Genomic DNA, 21,888 nt, shown 5'->3' on the forward strand with positions numbered 1-21,888 from the left:
ATCAGCCCCGAAGCGCCTCAGACACAGCGTCAGCGAGCGGCGTGGTCGGTCGTCCGATGAGCCGGGCCAGATCCCCGCTCGTCCCCGCCAGGCGCCCCCGCCCGACAGCCGCGTCGACGTCGACGAGGATCGCCGCCATCGGCTCCGGCACCCCCGCCCCGGTCAGCACCGCGAGGTGCTCCTCGGTGGAGACGTTCGCGTACGAGATGTCCTTGCCGCTCTGCCGGGCGACCTCCGCGGCGTACTCGGCCATGCTCCACGCGACGTCGCCGCTCAGCTCGTAGACCTTGCCCTCGTGGCCCTCGCCGGTCAGCACGGCGACGGCGGCCGCGGCGTAGTCGGCGCGCGAGGCGGAGGCGACGCGGCCCTCCCCGGCGGAGGCGACGACGGCGCCGTGCTCCAGGACCGGGGCGAGGTGCTCGGTGTAGTTCTCGTGGTACCAGCCGTTGCGCAGGAACGTGTGCGGCAGGCCGGAGCCGAGGATCAGCCGCTCGGTCTCCTTGTGCTCGGCCGCCAGGTCGAAGTCGGCGTCGGGGCCGCCGAGGATGCCGGTGTAGGCGAGGAGCGCCACGCCCGCCTCGCGCGCCGCGTCGATCACCGCGCGGTGCTGCTCCACCCGGCGGCCGACCTCGCTGCCGGAGATCAGCAGCACGCGGTCGCCCGCGGCGAAGGCGCCGCGCAGGGTCTCGGGGGCGTTGTAGTCGGCGATCCGCAGTTCGACGCCGCGCTCGGTGAGGTCGGCGGCCTTGGCCTTGTCGCGTACGACGGCCGCGATCTGCCCGGCGGGGACGTCGGCGGTGAGCAGCCCCTCGATGACGAGACGGCCGAGGTTCCCGGTTGCTCCGGTGACGACGATGCTCATGACTGAGAACTCCTGTTTATGGCTTTCGGTGTGATCTGCCTTGTGGCACTCACCTTAGGGCCTGCACTAACTATCCGTAAGTACCCACTTTGAAGTAAGGTACTGGCATGGCCGTAAGCAACTGGAAGCCTGGCGCCGAGGAAATGTGCCCGTACCGCCTCGTCCTGGAGCACGTCACGAGCCGCTGGGGCGTCCTCGTCCTGATCGCCCTCGAAGAGCGCTCGTACCGCTTCAGCGAGCTGCGCCGCGCCATCAGCGAGGTCAGCCGCGTCAGCGAGAAGATGCTGATCCAGACCCTGCAGACCCTGGAGCGCGACGGCCTGGTGCACCGCGACGCGAAGCCGGTCATCCCGCCCCGCGTCGACTACTCCCTCACGGCCCTAGGGCGCGAGGCCGCCGAGCAGGTCAGGACCCTCGCGACCTGGACGGAACGGCGCATGGCCGACGTACAGAAGGCGCGACAGGAGTACGACGAAGCCCGGTCCTGAAGATCCAGAACCGGGCTTCGCGCTCAGCCATCACAAGGGGAAACGCCTGCTAGCCGACGACTGTCCAGGTGTCGCCGCCCGCGAGGAGGGTGGCGAGGTCGCCCTTGCCGTTCTGTTCGATGGCGGTGTCGAGCTGGTCGGCCATGAGGGTGTCGTAGACCGGGCGCTCGACGTTGCGGAAGACGCCGATGGGGGTGTGGTGCAGGGTGTCGGGGTCGGCGAGGCGGGAGAGGGCGAACGCGGTCGTCGGTGACGTGGAGTGCGCGTCGTGGACGAGGACGTCGCGCTCGTTGTCGGGGGTGACGGCGACGACTTTGAGGTCACCGGTGACCGTGTCGCGCACGACGCCCTTGGACTGGTCGGTGCCGAAGCGGATGGGCTGCCCGTGTTCCAGGCGGATGACGGCTTCTTCGGCCTGTTGCTTGTCCTTGAGGACTTCGAAGGCGCCGTCGTTGAAGATGTTGCAGTTCTGGTAGATCTCCACCAGTGCGGTGCCGGGGTGGTCGGCGGCCTCGCGCAGCACGCTGGTGAGGTGTGTGCGGTCGGAGTCGACGGTGCGGGCGACGAAGGAGGCTTCCGCGCCGATCGCCAGGGAGACGGGGTTGAAGGGCGCGTCGAGGGAGCCCATCGGCGTCGACTTGGTGATCTTCCCGACTTCGGAGGTGGGGGAGTACTGGCCTTTGGTAAGGCCGTAGATGCGGTTGTTGAAGAGCAGGATCTTCAGGTTGACGTTGCGGCGCAGGGCGTGGATGAGGTGGTTGCCGCCGATGGACAGCGCGTCGCCGTCGCCGGTGACCACCCACACGGACAGATCGCGCCGCGAGGAGGCCAGGCCGGTGGCGATGGCGGGGGCGCGGCCGTGGATGGAGTGCATCCCGTAGGTGTTCATGTAGTAGGGGAAGCGGGAGGAGCAGCCGATGCCGGAGACGAAGACGATGTTCTCTTTGGCCAGGCCGAGTTCGGGCATGAAGCCCTGCACGGCGGCCAGGACGGCGTAGTCGCCGCAGCCGGGGCACCAGCGCACTTCCTGGTCGGACTTGAAGTCCTTCATGGTCTGAGTGGCCTCGGCTTTGGGGACCAGCTGCAGCAGCCGGTTGCCGGCGTCAGTCATCGATGGCCTCCTTGAGGGCCGTGGCGAGCTGCTCGGCCTTGAACGGCATTCCGTTGACCTGGTTGTATGAGACCGCGTCCACCAGGTATTTCGCCCTGATGAGGGTGGCGAGCTGTCCGAGGTTCATTTCGGGGATCACCACCTTGTCGTAGCGTGCCAGGACCTCGCCGAGGTTGGGCGGGAAGGGGTTGAGGTGGCGCAGGTGGGCCTGTGCGATGCACTGGCCGGCCGCGCGCAGCCGGCGCACGGCGGCGGTGATCGGCCCGTAGGTGGAGCCCCAGCCAAGGACCAGTGTGGTGGCGTTGGCGTGTGCGTCGTCGACGTCCAGGGCGGGCACCTCGATGCCGTCGATCTTGGCCTGGCGGGTGCGGACCATGAAGTCGTGGTTGGCCGGGTCGTAGGAGATGTTGCCCGTGCCGTCCTGCTTCTCGATGCCGCCGATCCGGTGTTCCAGGCCCGGGGTGCCGGGAATGGCCCAGGGGCGGGCCAGGGTCTTGGGGTCGCGTTTGTAGGGCCAGAACACCTTGGTGCCGTCGTCCTGGGTGTGGTTGGTCCCCGAGGCGAACTGCACGCGCAGGTCGGGCAGTTCCTGCACGTCGGGGATGCGCCAGGGCTCGCTGCCGTTGGCCAGATAGCCGTCGCTCAGCAGGAAGACCGGGGTGCGGTAGGTGACCGCGATCCGGGCCGCCTCCACAGCGGCCTCGAAACAGTCCGCCGGGGTTCTGGGTGCCACGATCGGCACCGGCGCCTCACCGTTGCGCCCGAACATCGCCTGCAGCAGGTCGGCCTGCTCGGTCTTGGTCGGCAGCCCAGTGGAGGGCCCGCCACGCTGGATGTCCACCACCAGCAGCGGCAGTTCCAGCGAGACCGCCAGCCCGATGGTCTCCGACTTCAGCGCCACACCCGGACCTGAGGTCGTCGTCACCGCCAGCGACCCGCCGAACGCCGCACCCAGCGCCGCCCCGATCCCGGCGATCTCATCCTCCGCCTGGAAAGTGCGCACCCCGAAGTTCTTATGCTTGGACAGCTCATGCAGGATGTCCGAGGCCGGCGTGATCGGATACGAGCCCAGATACAGCGGCAGATCCGCCTGCCGGGACGCGGCGATCAAACCGTACGACAGCGCCAGGTTCCCCGAAATGTTGCGGTAGGTGCCGGCCGGGAACGCCTTCGCGGCCGGGGCGACCTCATAGGAGACCGCGAAGTCCTCCGTCGTCTCACCAAAGTTCCAGCCCGCGTGGAACGCCGCGATGTTCGCCTCAGCGATCTGCGGCTTCTTGGCGAACTTGGCCCGCAGGAACTTCTCCGTCCCCTCGGTGGGCCGGTGATACATCCACGACAGCAGGCCCAGCGCGAACATGTTCTTGGACCGGCCCGCGTCCTTGCGTGAAAGGCCGAAGTCCTTGAGCGCCTCCACCGTCAGCGTCGTCAGCGGCACCGGGTGCACGCTGTAGCCATCCAGCGAACCGTCCTCCAACGGCGAGGTGTCATAGCCCACCTTCTGCATCGCCCGCCGGGAGAACTCATCCGTATTCACGATGATCTCCGCGCCGCGCGGCACATCACCGATATTCGCCTTCAGCGCCGCCGGGTTCATCGCCACCAATACATTCGGCGCGTCACCCGGAGTGAGAATGTCATGATCGGCGAAGTGCAGCTGGAAGGACGAGACACCCGGCAGCGTCCCTGCGGGCGCCCTGATCTCGGCCGGGAAGTTCGGCAGCGTCGACAGGTCGTTACCGAAAGACGCGGTCTCCGAAGTGAAGCGGTCACCCGTGAGCTGCATACCGTCACCGGAGTCACCCGCGAAACGAATGATCACCCGGTCCAGGCGCCGTACGTCTTTCTCACCCGCGGGCTTGCGTTGCTCTCCGACGAGTGCCCCGTCGGCCTGCTCGGCTTGGCTACTGACCTGGCTGGTCACTGAACTGGACCTCCCTCGAGGCGGCTGAGGGGAAACGCCGGGACGCCCGGCGTTCCCAAAGCCCACCCTACGTCTGTAAGGGGTGCCTTCCTCGGGTAGCTCGTATTTTGGACGTCCTTTTGAGACGGTCCGATGCCATGGTTTGCCATGTTTTGCCTAACCCCCCGGCCCTTCATAGATGACGCTCCCCGCTCATCCTTTGGTTCTAGGACTCTGTCCGGCTTCCCTCGGCTCGTCTCCCCTGTGGCCCTTTTGGGTCTGCGATCACTCGCAGGGTGTCAGCTCGTCATGAGTTGAGGTAGGTGAGAACCGCGAGCACGCGACGGTGATCCCCGTCACTCGGTGACAGGCCGAGCTTCAGGAAGATGTTGCTCACGTGCTTCTCGACGGCGCCGTCGCTCACCACGAGCTGCCGTGCGACGGCCGAGTTCGTCCGGCCCTCCGCCATCAGCCCGAGTACCTCGCGCTCACGCGGGGTAAGCCCCGCGAGGACGTCCTGCTTGCGGCTGCGGCCGAGCAGCTGCGCCACGACCTCCGGGTCGAGCGCGGTACCCCCCTGCGCCACCCGCACCACCGCGTCCACGAACTCGCGCACCTCGGCGACCCGGTCCTTGAGCAGATAACCCACGCCCCGGCTCGACCCGGCGAGCAGCTCGGTGGCGTACTGCTCCTCGACGTACTGCGAAAGGACCAGCACCCCGAGCCCCGGATGCTGCTGGCGCAGGAACACCGCGGCCCGCACCCCCTCGTCGGTGTGCGTCGGCGGCATCCGCACATCGGCGACGACCACGTCCGGCAGGGCGTCCTGCGCCGCGAGGTCCGTGATCGTCTTGATCAACGCGTCGGCGTCACCCACACCGGCGACCACGTCGTGCCCGCGGTCGGTCAGCAACCGGGTCAGGCCCTCCCTGAGCAGCACTGAATCCTCGGCGATGACCACCCGCACTTTGTCCTCCACTGTTGTCGGCCCCCCGGCACGCTCGACCGGCACTCAACGGTCCGACGTCCATCGCGTCGGCCGAACGTCCGGCACCTCAGTATCGCGCGATCCGCGTCCGCCGACCGGCGCTGTCACCAGACTGGTCGGCTCGTCACGCGGCGCGCCGCCCCCGGTCGGTGCGTCGGACCGGGGGCGGCGCGCGGAAGGGGGGCGGGCAGATCAACTCAGGCCAGAACCCGGGACCTGGAATGTGGGGCCTCAGGCATGGCGCCAGGGAAGTTCCGCGGTGATGGTGGTCGGGCCGCCCAGCGGCGAGTCGACGACCAGGATTCCGTCGACCGCGTCCAGCCGCTCTGCGAGGCCCGCGAGTCCGGAGCCCGCCGTCACGTCGGCGCCGCCCGAGCCGTTGTCCGTGACCTGGAGCATCAGCCGGTCCTCGGACCGCCACACGTCGACCGAGCCCTGGGTCGCCCGGCTGTGCTTGCTGATGTTCTGCAGCAGCTCGGAGACCGTGAAGTACGCGATGCCCTCGATGGCGGCCGCCGGACGGCTGTCCAGGTCGACCTCCACCTGGACCGGCACGGTGCAGCGCGCGGCGAGTGAGGAGAGCGCCGCGTTCAGGCCGCGGTCGGTGAGGACCGCGGGGTGGATGCCGCGGGCGAGGTCGCGCAGCTCCTGGAGGGCGACCTTCACCTCGCCGTGTGCCTCGTCCACCATGCGGGCCGCGGCCTCGGGGTCCTCGGTCAGCTTCTCCTTGGCGAGGCCCAGCCCCATCGCGAGGGCGACCAGGCGGGCCTGCGCGCCGTCGTGCAGATCGCGCTCGATGCGGCGCAGATCCGCGGCGGCGGTGTCCACGACCACGCCTCGGTCGGACTCCAGTTCGACGACGCGGGTCGCGAGCCGCGAGGGGCCGAGCAGGCCGTGCACCAGAACGCGGTCCACGGTCGTCAGGGCCCGCACGATCCACGGCGTGGCCAGCGTGATCAGCAGGCCGGTCGCCGCCGTGATGCCGATCTCGAAGGGGTTGTCGAGGTAGATGTGGTGGCCGCCGTCGTCGTAGAGCTGGATGCCGTCCTGGCCTCCGTACATCGGGAAGAGCCAGAACCACAGCGGATACGTGAGCATCATCCAGCCGTACGACCAGAAGACCACCGCCACGACGAACGAGAACAGCGACCACGGCATCAGCAGCACGGAGTAGAGCAGATGCCGCCAGGACGCGCCGCTCTTGAGGACGGCGCCGATGACCGCCATCGCACCGCCGCCCTTGGGCCGCAGCGGCTCCGGGGCGGCGACGTCGAGGTCGAGCAGGCCGCGGGCCCGCGTCCGCTCAAGGGCGCCGATGCCGCGGCAGCCGGCCAGGGCGCCGGCGAGCACCGGGATGCCGATGAAGGTGACCAGCAGACCCGCGCCGAGCGAGAGCATCGTGACCGCGAAGACGAAGGAGGTGATGCCGATGGGCAGGCTCAGCAGGATGTAGCCGAACTCCTTCCAGGCACGGGCCTCGATCGGGGCGCGCAGCCCCGCGGGGAGGCGGCGGCGCCGCTCCTCCATGCCGGTTGCCTCTGCCCGGAAGTCCGGCCGGTCCATGTGCGTGTACCCCTGTCCGTATTCCGTGGCCATCACTGCCATCCGTTTCTGGTCGAGCCGCTGCCTGTTTGCCGTGCCTCCAGCCTCGCCGCCACGGGGCTCGCGGACCATGGAGCGGGTCGGCGTCTCGGGGCGGGGGTTTTCCCTACCCTGGCCATCGGCGGGTGGCGTGCCCACCCGCATCCGGCCCAGCCCCCTGGCGCCCCGCCGGAAAAAGTCAAAGCCGGCGCGGCGAACCGGACGCATGGCCACCGTGGTCCCCCGCGCGGTCGCGCCACGGCAGTTCCGCCGTGATCGTCGTCGGACCGCCCTCCGGCGAGTCGATGACGAACAGCCCGTCGACCGCGCCGAGCCGGTCCGCGAGGCCCGCCATGCCGGTGCCGCCGTCGAGCCGGGCCCCGCCACGCCCGTCGTCCCAGACCTGGATGAGCAGCCGGTCGTCCGCGCGCCACACCTCGACGCTCGCGTTCCGCGCCCCACTGTGCTTGCTGACGTTCTGCAGCAGCTCGGAGACCGTGAAGTACGCGCTGCCCTCGATGGCGGCCGCTGGCCGGGCCGGCAGATCCGCGGTCACCTTCACCGGCACGGTGCAGCGCGCGGCGAGTGAGGAGAGCGCCGCGTTCAGGCCGCGGTCGGTGAGGACCGCGGGGTGGATGCCGCGGGCGAGGTCGCGCAGCTCCTGGAGGGCGACCTTCACCTCGCCGTGTGCCTCGTCCACCATGCGGGCCGCGGCCTCGGGGTCCTCGGTCAGCTTCTCCTTGGCGAGCCCCAGCCCCATCGCCAGGGCGACCAGGCGGGCCTGCGCGCCGTCGTGCAGATCGCGCTCGATGCGCCGCAGATCCGCGGCGGCCGTGTCCACGACCACCCCCCGGTCGGACTCCAGTTCGGCGATACGCCGCTCCAGCTCGTCGGAGGGGCAGAGCAGCCCGCGCACCATCGCCCGGTCGACGTTGGTGAGGCCACGGACGACGAAGGGCAGCACCGGCCAGAGCACGAAGAGCCCGATGAGCGTGACCGCGAAGGTCAACACGCCCCACGGCAACCGGATGAACGCGTACAGCATCGTGCGCCACCCCACCGGGTCCTTCAGGCTCGACCAGAGCCAGCCGAAGAAGCCGTGCCCGCCGAGCACCGGCATCGGACTCGGCTCCTCCACCCGCACACCGAGCAGTTTCCTGGCCCGCGCCCGCTCGGCCCTGCCCAGCAGCCGCGCCCCGAGCAACGCCGCCGCCAGCAGCGGCAGACCGACGACCGTCACCGTCAGACCGACGCCGAGCGCCAGCGACACCACCGCGTAGACGAAGCCGACGACACCCACCGGCAGGTTCACCAGCAGCTGAGCGATCTCTTTCCAGGTGTGCCGGTCGTACGCGAATCGCGCGGGCGGCGGCCGGTCGTCGTACGAGGACCCGGGCGACATCCGGTCGTCGTGGGACGGCGCGGACGACACCCGGTCGTCGTACGACGGCGCGGGCGATGTCCGGTCGTCGTACGACGGCGCGGGCGATGTCCGGTCCTCGGGCGGGGGCATGGTGCTTGCGGTCATACGCGCCAGAGTGCCCGGCGCGCCGCCGTAACGCCATGAGGACCCCCGCCCGGACGGGCCGGGGGATAACCCCACCCCACCGGCCCGTCCACACCGATGCGTGACGCTCTGCTTACCGATCCTTTAGCAGGCCCTAGACTCCCGTGCGTACAGATCGAGGGGCTGACGTGAGTGAGGGGCTGACGTGCACGTGACGAACGTCGCGGCGAGCTACTACCAGTCGTACTCCGTCGTAGGGCTGCTCGCCCTCGTGGGCGTGCTGTTCGTCGCCGTCGCCTTCGGCGCGGGGCGGCTGCTGCGCCCGGTGGTGCCCACCCCCGAGAAACTCCTGACGTACGAGTGCGGCGTCGACCCCGTCGGCGAGGGCTGGGCGCACACCCAGGTCCGCTACTACGTCTACGCCTTCCTCTACGTGATCTTCGCCGTCGACTCGATCTTCCTCTTCCCCTGGGCGACGGTCTTCGCCGAGCCCGGCTACGGCGCGACGACGCTCGTGGAGATGTTCATCTTCCTCGGCTTCCTCGCCGTGGGCCTGCTGTACGCATACAAGAAGGGCGTCCTGACGTGGACGTGACCCCCGCCCCCGCCCCCGCTCCCGTGGACCTTCCGGAGCCGAAGAGGCTGGGCGTGCTCTCCCGCCTGGCCCCCGAGCCGATGAAGGTGGTCCTCAACTGGGGCCGCCGGTACTCCCTCTGGGTCTTCAACTTCGGCCTCGCCTGCTGCGCCATCGAGTTCATCGCCGCCTCCATGGCGCGCCACGACTTCATCCGGCTCGGCGTCATCCCGTTCGCGCCCGGCCCGCGCCAGGCCGACCTGATGGTCGTCTCCGGCACGGTCACGGACAAGATGGCGCCCGCCGTGAAGCGCCTGTACGAACAGATGCCCGAACCGAAGTACGTCATCTCCTTCGGCGCCTGCGCCAACTGCGGCGGCCCCTACTGGGACTCGTACTCCGTCACCAAGGGCGTCGACCAGATCATCCCGGTCGACGTGTACGTTCCCGGCTGCCCGCCCCGGCCCGAGGCGCTGCTCCAGGGCATCCTCAAACTCCAGGAGAAGATCGCCCGGGAGTCGCTGGGCGAGCGGTACGGAACCGGCACGCGGCCCTCCGCGGCGGCGCTTCGCAGCGGCCTCGTCCAGGCCCCGGCGTCCGCCCCCGAGGCCCAGGAAGGTGACCGGTGACCGGCTGGCTGCCGAGCCCCGTCGAGGAGCTCTTCGGCACGGAGGCGACGGCCGAGGAGGCGTACGACGTACTGACCGTCGACGTCCCCGCGGCCTCCTGGACCACCGCCCTGGAGACCGCCCGCACCACGCTCTCCTGCACCTACTTCGACTGGCTGAGCGCGGTCGACGAGCCCGGCACGGGGTTCCGCGTCGCCGCCCACGTCGTCGCGCTCTCTCCCGTACGACGCCTCCTCCTGCGTACGACCGTCGCGCACGACGCCCCGGTGCTGGCCTCCGCGGTCGGCGTCTACGCGGGTGCCGCCTGGCACGAGCGCGAGACGCACGAGATGTTCGGCGTGACGTTCGAGGGCCACCCCGGCCTCGCGCCGCTGCTGCTGCCCGAGAACTTCGAAGGCCACCCTCTCCGCAAGGACTTCATCCTCGCGGCCCGCGTCGCGAAGGCCTGGCCGGGCGCCAAGGAACCGGGAGAGTCCGAACACGGCGGCCCCAAGCGCCGCCAAATGCTCCCCCCCGGCGTACCCGACCCCAACGAATGGGGCCCCTTGAAGGGCCAGCTCCCCGCGACGCCGTCCCGCCCGACCCGTGGCGCGGGGCGCGCGGCGGGCGCGGCGGGTGCCGCTGGCGGGGCGGCGGGGGCTGCTCGGGGCGCGGCGGGTGCCGCTGGCCGTGCGGTGGGCGGTGAACGCCCGGCGCGGCGGTCCCGCTCGGTGAGCGAGGGCTCGGCGAGCCAGTCCGCGGGTGCGGCGAGCCAGTCTGCGGGGTTGGCGGGTGAGACCGCGGCTGCGGCGGGCCAGCCTGCGGGTGTGGTGGGCGAGACCGCGGCTGCGGCGGGCCAGGACAAGGCGGAGGGGCAGGGCCCCTCCGGGAAGCCGGTCGCCTCTGGTGAGCCGGTCGCCACCTCCGGAGAGCCGACCACGCCGTCCGTAGACCCGGTCGCCTCCGGAGAGGCGGCCACCCCCGTAGACCCGGTCGCCTCCGGAGAGGCGGCCACCTTCGTAGACCCGGTCGCCTCTGGTGAGCCGGTCGCCACCTCCGGAGAGCCGACCACGCCGTCCGCAGACCCGGCCACCTCCGTAGACCCGGTCGACCCCCGCGAGCCGGTCACCCCCGGGGAGCAGCCCGCCGAGGCTCAGCAACCGGTGACCCCTGCCCGCCCCCCGAGGCGCTCGCGCAGCGCCGGCCAGGGCTCGGTGTCCCAGCGCGAGGCGGCCCCGGCTATGGAGGGCGCGGAAGCCACGGGGGCCACACCGGAGGCAGAGCCGGAGCCCGCATCCGAGGCGGCACCGGCACCGGCACCCGAGGCCGCGCCTTCCGCGAACCCCGAGCCCAAGCGCCGCCCGGCCCCACGCAGCTCGGACGCCCCGTGGCACCACGCACGCCCGACGTTCGACGACACGGACCCCAAGCGGCCCGAGGTGGAGCCCGAGCAGTCAGCCCCCGCCGAACCCCCCAAGCCCCCCGAGCCCGAGACGAACCCCGCCCCCGCCAAGAACCCGGAGAACGGCGAACGCCCAGGAGGCAGTGAGTGAACGACGCCCTCGACGTCGCCCTGCGCCTCGTCATCGTCTTCGCGGTGTTCCTGGTCCTGCCCCTCGTGATCGGCCAGACCGAGCACAAGGTGATGGCCCATATGCAGGGCCGCCTCGGCCCCATGTACGCCGGCGGCTTCCACGGCTGGGCCCAACTCGTCGCCGACGGTGTCAAGTTCGCCCAGAAGGAAGACATCGTCCCGGCCGAGGCGGACCGCCGCGTCTTCCAGCTGGCCCCCGCGATCGCCCTCCTCCCGTACCTCCTCGTCCTCGTCGCGATCCCGATCGGCCCCGGCGAGGGCGCGGTCGGCGAGGTCGTCGACGCGGGCATCTTCTTCGTACTCGCGGTCATGGGCATCGGCGTACTCGGCTCGCTCATGGCGGGCTGGGCCAGCGCCAACAAGTTCTCCCTCCTCGGCGGCCTCCGCACCGCCGCCCAACTCCTCGCCTACGAACTGCCCATGCTGCTCGCCGCCGCCTCGGTCGCGATGGCGGCGGGCACGGTCTCGCTGCCCGGCATCGTCGACGCGTTCGAGTGGTGGTGGCTGCCCTGGCAGATCGTCGGCGCCCTCGTCTTCTTCGTCGCGGGCCTCGCCGAACTCCAGCGCCCGCCCTTCGACATGCCGGTCGCCGACTCCGAGATCATCTTCGGCGCCTACACCGAGTACACCGGTCTGCGCTTCGCCCTCTTCCTCCTCGCCGAGTACGCCGGAATCGTCGTCCTGTGCGGCCTGACCACCGTCCTCTTCCTGGGCGGCTGGCACGGCCCGTGGGGCGCCGACGGCCTGGGCTGGGTTTGGACCCTGCTCAAGACGGCCGTCCTCGCGTTCGTCGTGATCTGGCTGCGCGTCTCCTACCCCCGTCTCCGCGAGGACCAGCTCCAGAAGCTCGCCTGGACCACGCTCATTCCCCTCGCCCTCGCGCAGATCGCGCTCACCGGAATCGTGAAGGTGGCGATCAACTGATGCCTCCGATCCCAGGGTCAGGCCTCGCCAAGGGCCTCGCCGTCACCCTCCGCACGATGACGAAGAAGACCGTCACCGAGCAGTACCCCGAAGCCCAGCCCGAGCTGCCGCCCCGCACCCGAGGCGTCATCGGTCTGTTCGAGGAGAACTGCACGGTCTGCATGCTGTGCGCCCGCGAGTGCCCGGACTGGTGCATCTACATCGACTCCCACAAGGAGACGGTCCCGCCCGCCGCCCCCGGCGGCCGCGAGCGCAGCCGCAACGTCCTCGACCGCTTCGCCATCGACTTCGCCCTCTGCATGTACTGCGGCATCTGCATCGAGGTCTGCCCCTTCGACGCCCTCTTCTGGTCCCCGGAGTTCGAGTACGCCGAGACCGACATCCACGAACTCACCCACGAGCGCGACAAACTCCGCGAGTGGATGTGGACGGTCCCGGCCCCGCCCGCCCTGGACCCCGGCGCCGAGGAGCCGAAGGAACTCGCCGCCGCCCGCAAGGCCGCGGAGAAGCTGGCCGCCGCCGAGGCGACCGCGCCCGAGACGAAGGAGGGCGAGGCGTGACCTCCGCAGCAGCCACCGCGGCGACAGCCGCCAAGGCCGCCGAAACCCACGGCTTCCTCTCCCCGACCGGCGTCGAGATCGCCTTCCTCCTCGTCGGCCTCGTCACGCTCGGCGCGGCGGTCATCACCGTCACGACCAGGCAGCTGGTGCACGCCGCGCTCTGGCTGGTCGTGGCGCTCGGCGGCCTCGCCGTCGAGTACCTCCTGCTGACCGCGGAGTTCATCGCCTGGGTGCAGGTCCTCATCTACGTCGGTTCCGTCGTGGTCCTCCTCCTCTTCGGTCTCATGCTCACCAGGGCGCCCATCGGCCGCTCCCCGGACGCCGATTCCGGCAACCGCCCGGTCGCGCTCGCGGTGGCCCTCGTCGCCGCCGCCGCTCTGGTCTGGGTCGTCGTGGACGCCTTCCGCACCACGGTGATCGACCTGGAAGGCGCCGCCCAGGGCTCCACCGACGTGACCGGCTCGGTCCTCTTCCGGCACTGGGTGCTCCCCTTCGAGGCGCTCTCGGTCCTCCTCCTCGCCGCCCTCGTCGGCGCGATCGTCCTGTCCCGCAAGGCGGCCAAGGGCGCGACCGGCCCCGGCACGACGAACGGCGCGACCGGCCCCGAGACGACCAACGGCGCCACCGCCCCGGAGGGAGACCGCTGATGCACCTCCACCTCGCCTACCCGGCCGTCCTCGCCGCCCTCCTCTTCTGCGTCGGCCTCTACGGCGTACTCGCCCGGCGCAACGCGATCCTCGTCCTGATGTCCGTCGAGCTGATGCTCAACGCCGTCAACCTCAACCTCGTCGCCTTCGACGTCTGGCTCCGCGACTCCCTCCACGCCGGCCAGGCCCTGGCCCTCTTCACCATCGCCATCGCCGCCGCCGAGATCGGCATCGGCCTCGCGATCGTCCTGGCGGTCTACCGCAACCGCGGCACCTCCGCCGTCGACGACCTCCGCGACACCGCCGAACCCACTGCGGCAGACGAGACGCGGGAATCACAGGGGTCGCAGGAGACGCAGGAGTCACCGCAGTCAGCTCAGTCGCAGAAGGCCGAGGCCACCGCGTGACCACGACCACCCTCGCCGTCCTCGTCCCCCTCCTGCCGTTCCTGGGCGCGGCCGCGGGCCTGCTGCTCGGCCGCCGGACCCCCCAACTCGTACGCCCCCTCGCGGTCCTGCCCACGCTGACGGCCCTGCTCCTTGCCGTCCTCGTGGCCGTCCGCCAGGGCGGCGACCAGCCGGTCGACGCCGCCACCGAGCTCACCCCGACCGGGTCGGTCCCCATCGAACTCGCCCTGCACATCGACGGCTTCGCCGCCCTCGTCGCCGTCCTCGTCGGCGTCGTCGCCTCCTGCGTGCAGATCTACTCGACGGGCTACCTGCGCGAGGACCCGCGCTACCCCTCGTACGCCGCTCTCGTCTCCCTCTTCACCTCCGCGATGCTGCTCGTCGTCTACTCCGGCGACCTGATGGTGCTCCTGGTCGGCTGGGAGATCATGGGCATCTGCTCGTACTTCCTCGTCGGCCACTACTGGGAGACGCCCGAGGCGCGCGCCGCCTCCCTGAAGGCCTTCCTGGTCACCAAGCTCGGCGACGTCCCCTTCCTGATCGGCCTGTTCGCCCTCGCCACGGACACGGGCTCGTTCCGCATCACGACGATCCTCGCGACGGTCGCGGACGGCGGCCTCGACCACCCCACGCTGATCGCCCTGCTGCTCCTCGCGGGAGTGGCGGGCAAGTCCGCGCAGTTCCCGCTGCACACCTGGCTGCCCGACGCGATGGCGGGCCCCACGCCCGTCTCCGCGCTGATCCACGCCGCGACGATGGTCGCCGCCGGTGTCTACTTCGTGGCCCGGCTCCTCCCTGTCTTCGCCGCCTCCCACGCGGCCCTGGTCGTTCTCGCCGTCATGGCCGCCGTCACCATGGCCGGCTCGGCCCTCGCCGCGCTCGCCCAGGACGACATCAAGCGCGTCCTCGCGTACTCGACGATCGGCCAGCTCGGCTACATGACCGGCGCCCTCGCCGTCGGCGACCGCGGTGCCGCCGTCTTCCACCTCCTGTCACACGGCGCCTTCAAGGCGCTGCTGTTCCTCACCGCGGGCGTGATCATCCACGCCGCCGGCACCAACTCGCTGGCCGCCATGTCCCGCATGCGGGGCCTGCGCGACCGCATCCCGGACGCCTACTGGACGATGACCGTGGCGCTCCTCGCACTCGCCGCGATCCCGCCGTTCAGCGGCTTCTTCTCCAAGGAGGCCGTGCTCGGCGCCGCCGAGCACACGGCCACGGGCCACGCCGAGTCCGCGCCCACCACCGCGGGCTGGATCGTCCTCGTCGCCGGTCTGCTCACCGCCCTCCTCACCGCCGCGTACGCGACGCGTCTATGGCTGCTGGCCTTCCACTGCAGGGGAGCCGAGGTGCCCGACCACGGCAGGCAGCCCCTCGCCATGACGGCCGTGCTCTGGGTGCTTGCCGTCCCCTCCCTCGCCTTCGGTCTCGCCGTCGGTGTCCTGCCGGACTGGTTCGACGGCCACTCGCTCGCCCCGACGCTCACGACCTCCGTACTCGGCACGGGCCTCGCCCTCGTCGGCGTCCTCGTCACCTACGGCGCGTGGCGGCACACCGCGGCACTCGCCGCCCGCGTCCCGATGGGCGCGGTCGCGGTGAGCCCGGACGGTGACGGGGGACAGGTCGAGGCAGAGGCCATCGCCTCGCACGCCCCCGCATACGGAGACGTGGCCTCGGCCCACGACCCGGCCGACCCCGGCCGCCTGCTGCTCGGGCCCCTGCACCGCCACGCGGCCGTCGGCTTCCGCCTCGACGCCGTCTACGCCGCCGTGTTCGTCCGCCCGGTCCAGGCCGCCGCGCGCCTCGTCCGCTTCCTCGACCGCGAGGTCGTGGAGACGTACGTGCGGGGCGCGGGCACCGCACCCCGCTGGCTCGGCGCGGCCGTCCGGCGCGCGCAGACCGGCAACGTGCAGACCTATTTGAGCGCGCTGCTCGCAGGCACGGTCGTCCTGGCCGTCGCCGCCGTCCTCGTCGCCACCGCCGGAGCGTGAGCAGCCGTGATCGGTATCAGTGAGTCCGTGATGCAGTTTCTTCTGGTGTTGATCGTCGTCGGCCCGCTCATCGGCGCCGTGGCCGCTCTCCTGCCGGCCCCGCCCGGGCTGAAGGGAAAGTCGCCCAACCAGGCCGTGCTGCGCCACGGCGTGCTGGTGAGCGGCGTCATCCTGCTGGCCGCGATCGTCCTCGCGCTCGGCTTCGACCATCCCCAAGCTCTCGACTCCGCTCGAGCAGGGGAGACCCCATCCCAGCCGTCGAAGATGCAGGCCACGACCGATATCAGCTGGATCCCCGCACTCGACGTGCGCATCCACCTCGGCATCGACGGCATCTCGCTCCCCCTTCTGGTCCTGACCGCGCTGCTGACCTTCCTCTGCGCGCTCTACAGCTATTTCAAAATGCCCGCGGGCCCGTCCCCCAAGGCATTCGTCGCGCTGATCCTCGTACTCGAATCCGGCACCCTCGCGACCTTCGCCGTCCTCGATCTGCTGCTGTTCTTCCTGGCGTTCGAGATGGTGCTCATCCCGATGTACTTCCTCATCGCCCGCTGGGGCGGTGGTCAACGCACCCAAGCGGCCTGGAAGTTCATCCTCTACACGCTGCTCGGCTCCGTCGTGATGCTGCTGGGCCTCCTCCTCATCGGGCTCAAGTCCGGCACATTCGACATGGTGGCACTCGCCACTGACAACGGCCGGGGCCTGACCACATCCGTGCAGGTCATCGCCGTTGTGGCGATCGGGATCGGGCTCGCGGTCAAGACGCCGATGTGGCCGCTGCACAGCTGGCTGCCGGACGCCCACACCGCCGCGCCCACCGTCGGCTCGGTCCTGCTGGCCGGCGTGCTGCTGAAGATGGGTACGTACGGGTTCGTCCGCATCCTGCTGCCCATCGCCCCGGACGGAATGCGGGAGTTCGCGCCGTACCTCGCGGCCTTCGCGGTCGTCGGGATCATCTACGGCTCGCTCGCCTGCCTCGCGCTCGCCAAGCGGGGCGCGAAGGGCGACCTCAAGCGCCTCATCGCCTACTCGTCCGTCGGCCACATGGGCTTCGTGCTGCTCGGCATCGCGACGATGAGCCCGACCGGCGTGAACGGCGCGCTGTTCGCCAACATCGCGCACGGCCTCATCACCGGCCTGCTCTTCTTCCTCGTCGGCGCGCTCAAGGACCGCACCGGCACCACCGACCTCGACTCGCTCGCGCAGGAGTCCGGCGCCGCCCTCTACGGCAAGGCGCCGCGCCTCGGCGGCCTGCTCGCCTTCGGCGCCGTCGCCTCGCTCGGCCTGCCGGGCCTCGCCGGGTTCTGGGGCGAGATGCTGGCGCTGTTCGGCGCGTTCAAGCCCGCCGAGGGGCTGAGCCGCCCGGCGTTCCTCACCTTCATGGCGATCGGCGCCTTCGGCACCCTGCTCACCGCCGCCTACATGCTCATCGTCGTACGCAGAGTCTGCATGGGCCCGATGCCGCAGACCGCGCCGGCCGCCGAGCCCGCTCCCACTCCGCTCGCCGACGTCCACGGCTACGAACTCGCCGCATGGACCCCACTCGTCGCCCTCACCATCCTCGCCGGACTCTGGCCCGCGGCTCTCCTCGGCCTGACCGACCCGGCCGTGCAGAAGCTCCTCACTGGAGGCAAGTCGTGACCGTGGCCGCCGAAAGCGCCGCAAGCCTCGTCCAGTCCGTTGACTGGCTCGCGATCGCGCCGCCGACCATCGCGGCGGTCGTCGGCCTCGTCGTACTCGTGGCCGACCTCTTCGTGGGCGACGGCAAAAAGGCGCTCCTCGGCTGGATCTCCGTGGCGGGCCTGGCCGCGGCGGCGCTCGCCCTGCTGCCCCTCCTGGACGACGACCGCTCGACCTTCTGCCTGACCGGCGGCGGCACGCACGCGTGCAGCTACACCGCGGACCGCTTCACCCTGGTCATCCAACTCCTCGTCCTGGGTGGCGCTCTGCTGGCCGCCCTGCTCTCCATGACCACCCTGAAGGACGCGCAGGGGCCCAAGGGGCCCAAGGGGCCCGAAGGCTCCAAGGTCTCCGAGGTCTCCGAGATCTCCGAGGGCGAACTCCCCGCGGGCGAGTTCTGGTTCCTGCTGCTCTCCTCCGCGGCGGGCGCCGCCCTGCTGCCCGCCTCGCGCGACCTCGCGACGCTCATCGTCGCCCTGGAAGTCGCCTCCCTGCCCGCCTTCGCCCTCGTAGGCCTCAGGTACGGCGACAAGCGCTCCTCCGAAGCGGCCCTGAAGTTCTTCCTCTCCTCGGTCACCGCGACTGCCGTGAGCCTCATGGGCGTCAGCTTCGTGTACGCGGCGACCGGCACCCTGCACCTCACAGAGATCGCCACCAAACTCCAGGAGGTCGACGGGCAGCTGCACACGCTCGCCCAGACCGGCGTCGCCCTCACCCTCGTCGGCTTCGCCTTCAAGGTGGCCGCCGTGCCCTTCCACTTCTGGGTACCGGACACCTACGTAGGCGCGCCCCTGCCGGTCGCCGCGTACCTCTCCGTCGTCGGGAAGGCCGTCGGATTCACCGGGCTCATCCTTGTCACCGTCGTCGCCTTCCCCTCGTACGCGGACGTCTGGGGCCCGGTCCTCGCCGTCCTCGCCGCGCTCACCATGACGGCGGGCAACGTCGCAGCCCTGCGGCAGCAGTCCACGCGCGCGTACAGCGCGGTCCGCCTCCTCGCCTGGTCCTCGGTCGGCCAGGCCGGGTACCTCCTGGTGCCGATCGCCGCCGCCGGGTACGCGGACAACGAGGCCGGCGCCGAGAAGGCCATCGGCTCCACCGTCGCGTACGCCCTGATGTACGCGGTCGTGAACCTCGGAGCCTTCGCCGTGGCCGCGCTCGTCGGGCGCACCCAGCGCCTGAACCGCGTCAGCGACTACCGGGGCCTGTACGCGCGCAGCCCCCTGGCCGCCCTCGTGCTGGCCTTCTTCCTGCTCTGCCTCGCGGGCCTGCCACCGGGCATCATCGGACTCTTCGCCAAGGTCACCGTCTTCTCCGCCGCGGTGGACGCGGGCCTCGGCTGGCTCGCCGTGGTGATGGCCGTGAACGTGGTGATCGCGCTCTACTACTACCTCCAGTGGACCGCGCTCCTGTTCCGCGCCCCCGAGGGCGAGCCGGTCGAGCACCGTGTCCCGGCCCCTGTCACGGCGGCCATCGCGCTGACCGCGGTCCTCGGCGTCGCGCTCTCCGGAGCGCCGCAGCTCGTCCTGAGGTTCTCGGACACCGGCCTCTTCTGACCGCGGCCCCGGAGCCGTCACCCGCGCGGCCTACACCGCTCCTGAGCGCACAAGGGAACTAGTGCTCCCCGCCTGGCGTTGACCAGTACGGGAGGGTCCACTGAACAGTGGAAGCACCAGTCAACAGAGGGTTCCCCCACGCACCACCAGGAGGGCGTACCGTGCACCGCCGGCACAACGGGTTGAAGACCGCCGTACTCCTCGGGGGACTGTCCGCGCTCATCCTCGTGATCGGCAGTTTCTTCGGGCGTACGGGGCTGGTCGTCGCGCTCTTCGTGGCGCTCGGCACCAATGCGTACGCGTACTGGAACAGCGACAAGCTGGCCCTGCGTGCCATGCGCGCCCGCCCGGTGAGCGAATTCGAGGCACCCGCGCTGTACCGCATGGTCCGCGACCTCTCCACCCAGGCCCGCCAGCCCATGCCCCGCCTGTACATCTCGCCCACGGAGGCCCCGAACGCCTTCGCGACCGGCCGCAATCCGCGCAACGCGGCGGTGTGCTGCACCGACGGCATCCTGCGCCTCCTCGACGAGCGCGAGCTGCGCGGCGTCATCGGCCACGAGCTCAGCCACGTCTACAACCGCGACATCCTGATCTCCTCGGTCGCCGGAGCCCTGGCCTCCGTGATCATGTTCCTGGTGAACTTCGCCTGGCTGATCCCCGTGGGCCGGTCGAACGACAACGACGGCCCCGGCATCTTCGGAATGCTCTTGATCATGCTGCTCGGCCCGCTGGCGGCCTCCATCATCCAGCTGGCGATCAGCCGTTCCAGGGAGTACGAGGCCGACGCGTCCGGCGCACAGCTCACCGGCGACCCGCTCGCTCTCGCGAGCGCCCTGCGTAAACTCGAAGCCGGTACGAAGCAGTTGCCGCTACCGCCCGAGCCCCGCCTCGAGACGGCGAGCCACATGATGATCGCGAACCCCTTCCGTCCGGGGCAGGGCATGTCCAAGATGTTCTCCACACATCCGCCGATGGCGGAGCGCATCGCCCGACTCGAGCAGATGGCAGGTCGTCACCAGTGAAGACAATCCTCAACGTCATATGGCTCGTCCTCTGCGGCTTCTGGATGTTCCTGGCCTACTTGCTGGCGGGCGCGCTGCTCTGCGTCACGATCATCGGCATCCCGTTCGGCCTGGCGAGCTTCCGCATCGGCCGCTATGCCCTGTGGCCCTTCGGGTACACCACGGTCGAGCGCCGTGACGCGGGCGCGCCCTCCTGCCTGGGGAACGTCCTGTGGCTGGTCCTCGCGGGCTGGTGGCTCGCGATCGGCCACATCGTCACCGGCTTCCTCCTCTGCGTCACGATCATCGGCATCCCCCTGGGCGTCGCCAACTTCAAGCTGATCCCGGTCTCGCTGCTGCCGCTGGGCCGCGAGATCGTCCGCACGGACCAGCCGTTCACCGCGCGCTACTAGAACCGGCGCGCTCCGGTGCAGCTGCCGAGGTACGCGCTCGCCGCGTACGACCCCGAAGCGCCCGAGTACGACGACATCTGGGCGCTCTGCGCCGACGCCGAGCATCTCTTCGCCGATCAACTGCCGGGCCGGGCAGACGTCCCCGAGTGCTGTGACGGCCCGTCCGAGGCGCTCGCCGAACCGCCGGTGCGCCTGCTCGGCTGCTCGCCGCGCGGCGCCCTGCGGGACGCTCTGGAGGCCGGGAAGGGCGAGCTGGGGCACGGCAAGGTGCTGCGCCTGGGAGGGATGGGGCAGACCCTCCAGCACGCCATAGAGGGCGAGGTCGTCGCCTGGATCCCGTCCGCGCGCGGACGCGGCCTCGTCGACCTGGCCCTGGATCCGTGGACCGTACGGCCACCACGTGCCGCCGGAGAGGTCTGGGACGTGTGGGGGGACGGCCGCCCCAGCGAACCCAACCTCTGGGCGCGCCACGGCACGGAGGGCCGGACCCACTGGCTGGCCGTCGCCCGAGAGGCCGTGGGACGGCACCGTCCCGGTGCCGGGCCGGGAGCCACGTACCACCTCGACGGCCGCCACATCACCGACGAGCCGGCCTTCTACTGCGCGCTCGGAGAAGCGGTGAAGGGGCCCGGCGGGTACGTCGGGCGGGACCTGAGAACCCTCGCCGACGGCCTCGGCGCACTCCCGCCGCCTCTGACGCTCGTCTGGCACGACACGAACATCGCCCGGACCTGCCTGGGTGTCACACCGCGCACCGACATCCGCCCGCCGTCCTACGAGGAACTCCTCGGTTTCCTGGCACTGATGGGCGTCGAGACCGTGCAGGCCTGAGGGCGAGCAGGACAGCGGGTGAGCAGGGGAGCAGGGAGAGCGGGCGCGGGCGGAAGCGCTCGGGGCCGATTGTCAGTGCCGTGGTCCACCATGAACTCATGAACGTCACCGAGCAGTTGCTGGACCGGGTAGCGGCGGAGGCGCGCGCCACCCGCCCCTGGGGCTGGGACGTCCTGCCCGCCCCCGTGGACGTGGACACCCTGGCCCGGGCGGAGGCCGCCGTGGGCTTCCGTCTGCCGCCGCTGCTCGCCGCGCTCTACACCCGCATAGGAGACGGCGGGTTCGGCCCGGAGTACGGCTTGTTGCCGCTGCTCGAAGGCAATTCCTCCGGGGGCGAGCCGTCCGTCGTCGAGAAGTACCTCGGGATGCGCCATGGTGACGACTGGGGCTGGCCCGAAGGCGTGCTGCCGATATCCCACTGGGGCTGCGCGATGTACGCGTGCGTGGACTGCCGTACGGACGCCGCCCAGGTCCTGCTCTTCGAACCCAACGGCGGCGACCCGGAGCACGCCTGGTTCGTCGACTCTCCGAGCCTCACGGCGTGGCTCACCGCCTGGCTGGACGGCACGGGGTGGTACGAGGAGGACAACGACGGCTTGGAACTGCCGGCTTGGCCGGAACGCACGCGCGCGTGAGCCGCGCCTGATACGCGAGCTGCGCCT

Annotated in this window: 21 protein-coding genes; 15 read left to right on the top strand and 6 right to left on the bottom strand. The window is 70.8% G+C overall.

Annotated features, from left to right (window positions below; genetic code table 11):
* Position 1: 1 nt before the first annotated feature.
* Positions 2 to 862 carry an SDR family oxidoreductase gene (locus ACWDVB_RS15085; RefSeq protein ID WP_451515099.1) on the bottom strand — a complete coding sequence of 287 codons (861 nt, stop codon included), beginning with the start codon at positions 860 to 862 and terminating at the stop codon, positions 2 to 4.
* 107 nt (positions 863 to 969) lie between these two features.
* Here ACWDVB_RS15085 and ACWDVB_RS15090 point away from each other — a divergent pair, with 107 nt between their 5' ends.
* The gene (locus ACWDVB_RS15090) at positions 970 to 1,350 is read left to right on the top strand and encodes a winged helix-turn-helix transcriptional regulator (RefSeq protein WP_451515098.1); all 381 of its coding nucleotides are present in this window, start codon (positions 970 to 972) and stop codon (positions 1,348 to 1,350) included.
* 49 nt (positions 1,351 to 1,399) lie between these two features.
* Here the strand turns inward: ACWDVB_RS15090 and ACWDVB_RS15095 are convergent, their stop codons facing one another.
* The 5 genes from ACWDVB_RS15095 to ACWDVB_RS15115 form a co-directional block, all read right to left on the bottom strand.
* Positions 1,400 to 2,461 (bottom strand): 2-oxoacid:ferredoxin oxidoreductase subunit beta, encoded by a 1,062-nt coding sequence (locus tag ACWDVB_RS15095; protein WP_451515097.1) that lies wholly within the window; start codon positions 2,459 to 2,461, stop codon positions 1,400 to 1,402.
* Entirely contained in the window at positions 2,454 to 4,385 is a 1,932-nt protein-coding gene (locus ACWDVB_RS15100; protein WP_451515096.1) for a 2-oxoacid:acceptor oxidoreductase subunit alpha, read from the bottom strand. Before ACWDVB_RS15100 ends, ACWDVB_RS15095 begins: the two co-directional genes overlap by 8 nt.
* Positions 4,386 to 4,671: 286 nt before the next feature.
* Entirely contained in the window at positions 4,672 to 5,331 is a 660-nt protein-coding gene (locus ACWDVB_RS15105) for a LuxR C-terminal-related transcriptional regulator (RefSeq protein WP_451515095.1), read from the bottom strand.
* Between the two features lie 252 nt (positions 5,332 to 5,583).
* Entirely contained in the window at positions 5,584 to 6,948 is a 1,365-nt protein-coding gene (locus ACWDVB_RS15110; RefSeq protein ID WP_451515094.1) for a sensor histidine kinase, read from the bottom strand.
* 184 nt (positions 6,949 to 7,132) lie between these two features.
* On the bottom strand, positions 7,133 to 8,335 hold the full coding sequence (locus ACWDVB_RS15115; protein ID WP_451515216.1) for a sensor histidine kinase: 1,203 nt from the start codon (positions 8,333 to 8,335) through the stop codon (positions 7,133 to 7,135).
* Positions 8,336 to 8,645: 310 nt separating this feature from the next.
* Between ACWDVB_RS15115 and ACWDVB_RS15120 the strand changes: the two genes are divergently transcribed.
* The 14 genes from ACWDVB_RS15120 to ACWDVB_RS15185 all read left to right on the top strand — a co-directional run bounded on the left by ACWDVB_RS15120 (position 8,646) and on the right by ACWDVB_RS15185 (position 21,861).
* Entirely contained in the window at positions 8,646 to 9,035 is a 390-nt protein-coding gene (locus ACWDVB_RS15120) for an NADH-quinone oxidoreductase subunit A (protein WP_451515093.1), read from the top strand.
* Positions 9,026 to 9,643, top strand: coding sequence for an NADH-quinone oxidoreductase subunit B (locus ACWDVB_RS15125; RefSeq protein ID WP_451515092.1), 618 nt, complete (start codon positions 9,026 to 9,028; stop codon positions 9,641 to 9,643). The genes ACWDVB_RS15120 and ACWDVB_RS15125 overlap by 10 nt, the downstream gene beginning before the upstream one ends.
* Complete coding sequence (locus tag ACWDVB_RS15130; RefSeq protein ID WP_451515091.1) at positions 9,640 to 11,175, top strand: NADH-quinone oxidoreductase subunit C; 1,536 nt, start codon at positions 9,640 to 9,642, stop codon at positions 11,173 to 11,175. Before ACWDVB_RS15125 ends, ACWDVB_RS15130 begins: the two co-directional genes overlap by 4 nt.
* On the top strand, positions 11,172 to 12,140 hold the full coding sequence (locus tag ACWDVB_RS15135; protein ID WP_451515090.1) for a complex I subunit 1/NuoH family protein: 969 nt from the start codon (positions 11,172 to 11,174) through the stop codon (positions 12,138 to 12,140). Before ACWDVB_RS15130 ends, ACWDVB_RS15135 begins: the two co-directional genes overlap by 4 nt.
* The gene (locus tag ACWDVB_RS15140) at positions 12,140 to 12,700 is read left to right on the top strand and encodes a NuoI/complex I 23 kDa subunit family protein (RefSeq protein WP_451515089.1); all 561 of its coding nucleotides are present in this window, start codon (positions 12,140 to 12,142) and stop codon (positions 12,698 to 12,700) included. The genes ACWDVB_RS15135 and ACWDVB_RS15140 overlap by 1 nt, the downstream gene beginning before the upstream one ends.
* The gene (locus ACWDVB_RS15145; RefSeq protein WP_451515088.1) at positions 12,697 to 13,347 is read left to right on the top strand and encodes an NADH-quinone oxidoreductase subunit J family protein; all 651 of its coding nucleotides are present in this window, start codon (positions 12,697 to 12,699) and stop codon (positions 13,345 to 13,347) included. Before ACWDVB_RS15140 ends, ACWDVB_RS15145 begins: the two co-directional genes overlap by 4 nt.
* Positions 13,347 to 13,754, top strand: a complete 408-nt coding sequence (nuoK, locus tag ACWDVB_RS15150; RefSeq protein ID WP_451515087.1) for an NADH-quinone oxidoreductase subunit NuoK — start codon at positions 13,347 to 13,349, stop codon at positions 13,752 to 13,754. The genes ACWDVB_RS15145 and nuoK overlap by 1 nt, the downstream gene beginning before the upstream one ends.
* Positions 13,751 to 15,745, top strand: a complete 1,995-nt coding sequence (locus ACWDVB_RS15155) for an NADH-quinone oxidoreductase subunit 5 family protein (protein ID WP_451515086.1) — start codon at positions 13,751 to 13,753, stop codon at positions 15,743 to 15,745. The genes nuoK and ACWDVB_RS15155 overlap by 4 nt, the downstream gene beginning before the upstream one ends.
* A 6-nt stretch (positions 15,746 to 15,751) precedes the next feature.
* The gene (locus ACWDVB_RS15160; RefSeq protein WP_451515085.1) at positions 15,752 to 17,386 is read left to right on the top strand and encodes an NADH-quinone oxidoreductase subunit M; all 1,635 of its coding nucleotides are present in this window, start codon (positions 15,752 to 15,754) and stop codon (positions 17,384 to 17,386) included.
* On the top strand, positions 17,278 to 18,978 hold the full coding sequence (locus ACWDVB_RS15165; RefSeq protein WP_451515084.1) for an NADH-quinone oxidoreductase subunit N: 1,701 nt from the start codon (positions 17,278 to 17,280) through the stop codon (positions 18,976 to 18,978). The genes ACWDVB_RS15160 and ACWDVB_RS15165 overlap by 109 nt, the downstream gene beginning before the upstream one ends.
* A gap of 161 nt (positions 18,979 to 19,139) precedes the next feature.
* Entirely contained in the window at positions 19,140 to 20,003 is an 864-nt protein-coding gene (htpX, locus tag ACWDVB_RS15170; RefSeq protein WP_451515083.1) for a zinc metalloprotease HtpX, read from the top strand.
* Complete coding sequence (locus ACWDVB_RS15175; RefSeq protein ID WP_451515082.1) at positions 20,000 to 20,395, top strand: YccF domain-containing protein; 396 nt, start codon at positions 20,000 to 20,002, stop codon at positions 20,393 to 20,395. Before htpX ends, ACWDVB_RS15175 begins: the two co-directional genes overlap by 4 nt.
* A 15-nt stretch (positions 20,396 to 20,410) precedes the next feature.
* Positions 20,411 to 21,226 (top strand): barstar family protein, encoded by an 816-nt coding sequence (locus ACWDVB_RS15180; protein ID WP_451515081.1) that lies wholly within the window; start codon positions 20,411 to 20,413, stop codon positions 21,224 to 21,226.
* Between the two features lie 98 nt (positions 21,227 to 21,324).
* Complete coding sequence (locus tag ACWDVB_RS15185; RefSeq protein WP_451515080.1) at positions 21,325 to 21,861, top strand: SMI1/KNR4 family protein; 537 nt, start codon at positions 21,325 to 21,327, stop codon at positions 21,859 to 21,861.
* Positions 21,862 to 21,888: the final 27 nt, after the last annotated feature.

It is taken from the genome of Streptomyces sp. NPDC003379 (genome assembly GCF_053589195.1).

Coding starts and splice junctions, on each gene's coding strand:
- ACWDVB_RS15085 (WP_451515099.1), bottom strand. CDS start 862: ATGAGCATCGTCGTCACCGGAGCAACCGGGAACCTCGGCCGTCTCGTC.
- ACWDVB_RS15090 (WP_451515098.1), top strand. CDS start 970: ATGGCCGTAAGCAACTGGAAGCCTGGCGCCGAGGAAATGTGCCCGTAC.
- ACWDVB_RS15095 (WP_451515097.1), bottom strand. CDS start 2,461: ATGACTGACGCCGGCAACCGGCTGCTGCAGCTGGTCCCCAAAGCCGAG.
- ACWDVB_RS15110 (WP_451515094.1), bottom strand. CDS start 6,948: ATGGCCACGGAATACGGACAGGGGTACACGCACATGGACCGGCCGGAC.
- ACWDVB_RS15115 (WP_451515216.1), bottom strand. CDS start 8,335: ATGTCGCCCGGGTCCTCGTACGACGACCGGCCGCCGCCCGCGCGATTC.
- ACWDVB_RS15140 (WP_451515089.1), top strand. CDS start 12,140: ATGCCTCCGATCCCAGGGTCAGGCCTCGCCAAGGGCCTCGCCGTCACC.
- nuoK (WP_451515087.1), top strand. CDS start 13,347: ATGCACCTCCACCTCGCCTACCCGGCCGTCCTCGCCGCCCTCCTCTTC.
- ACWDVB_RS15165 (WP_451515084.1), top strand. CDS start 17,278: ATGGACCCCACTCGTCGCCCTCACCATCCTCGCCGGACTCTGGCCCGC.
- ACWDVB_RS15185 (WP_451515080.1), top strand. CDS start 21,325: ATGAACGTCACCGAGCAGTTGCTGGACCGGGTAGCGGCGGAGGCGCGC.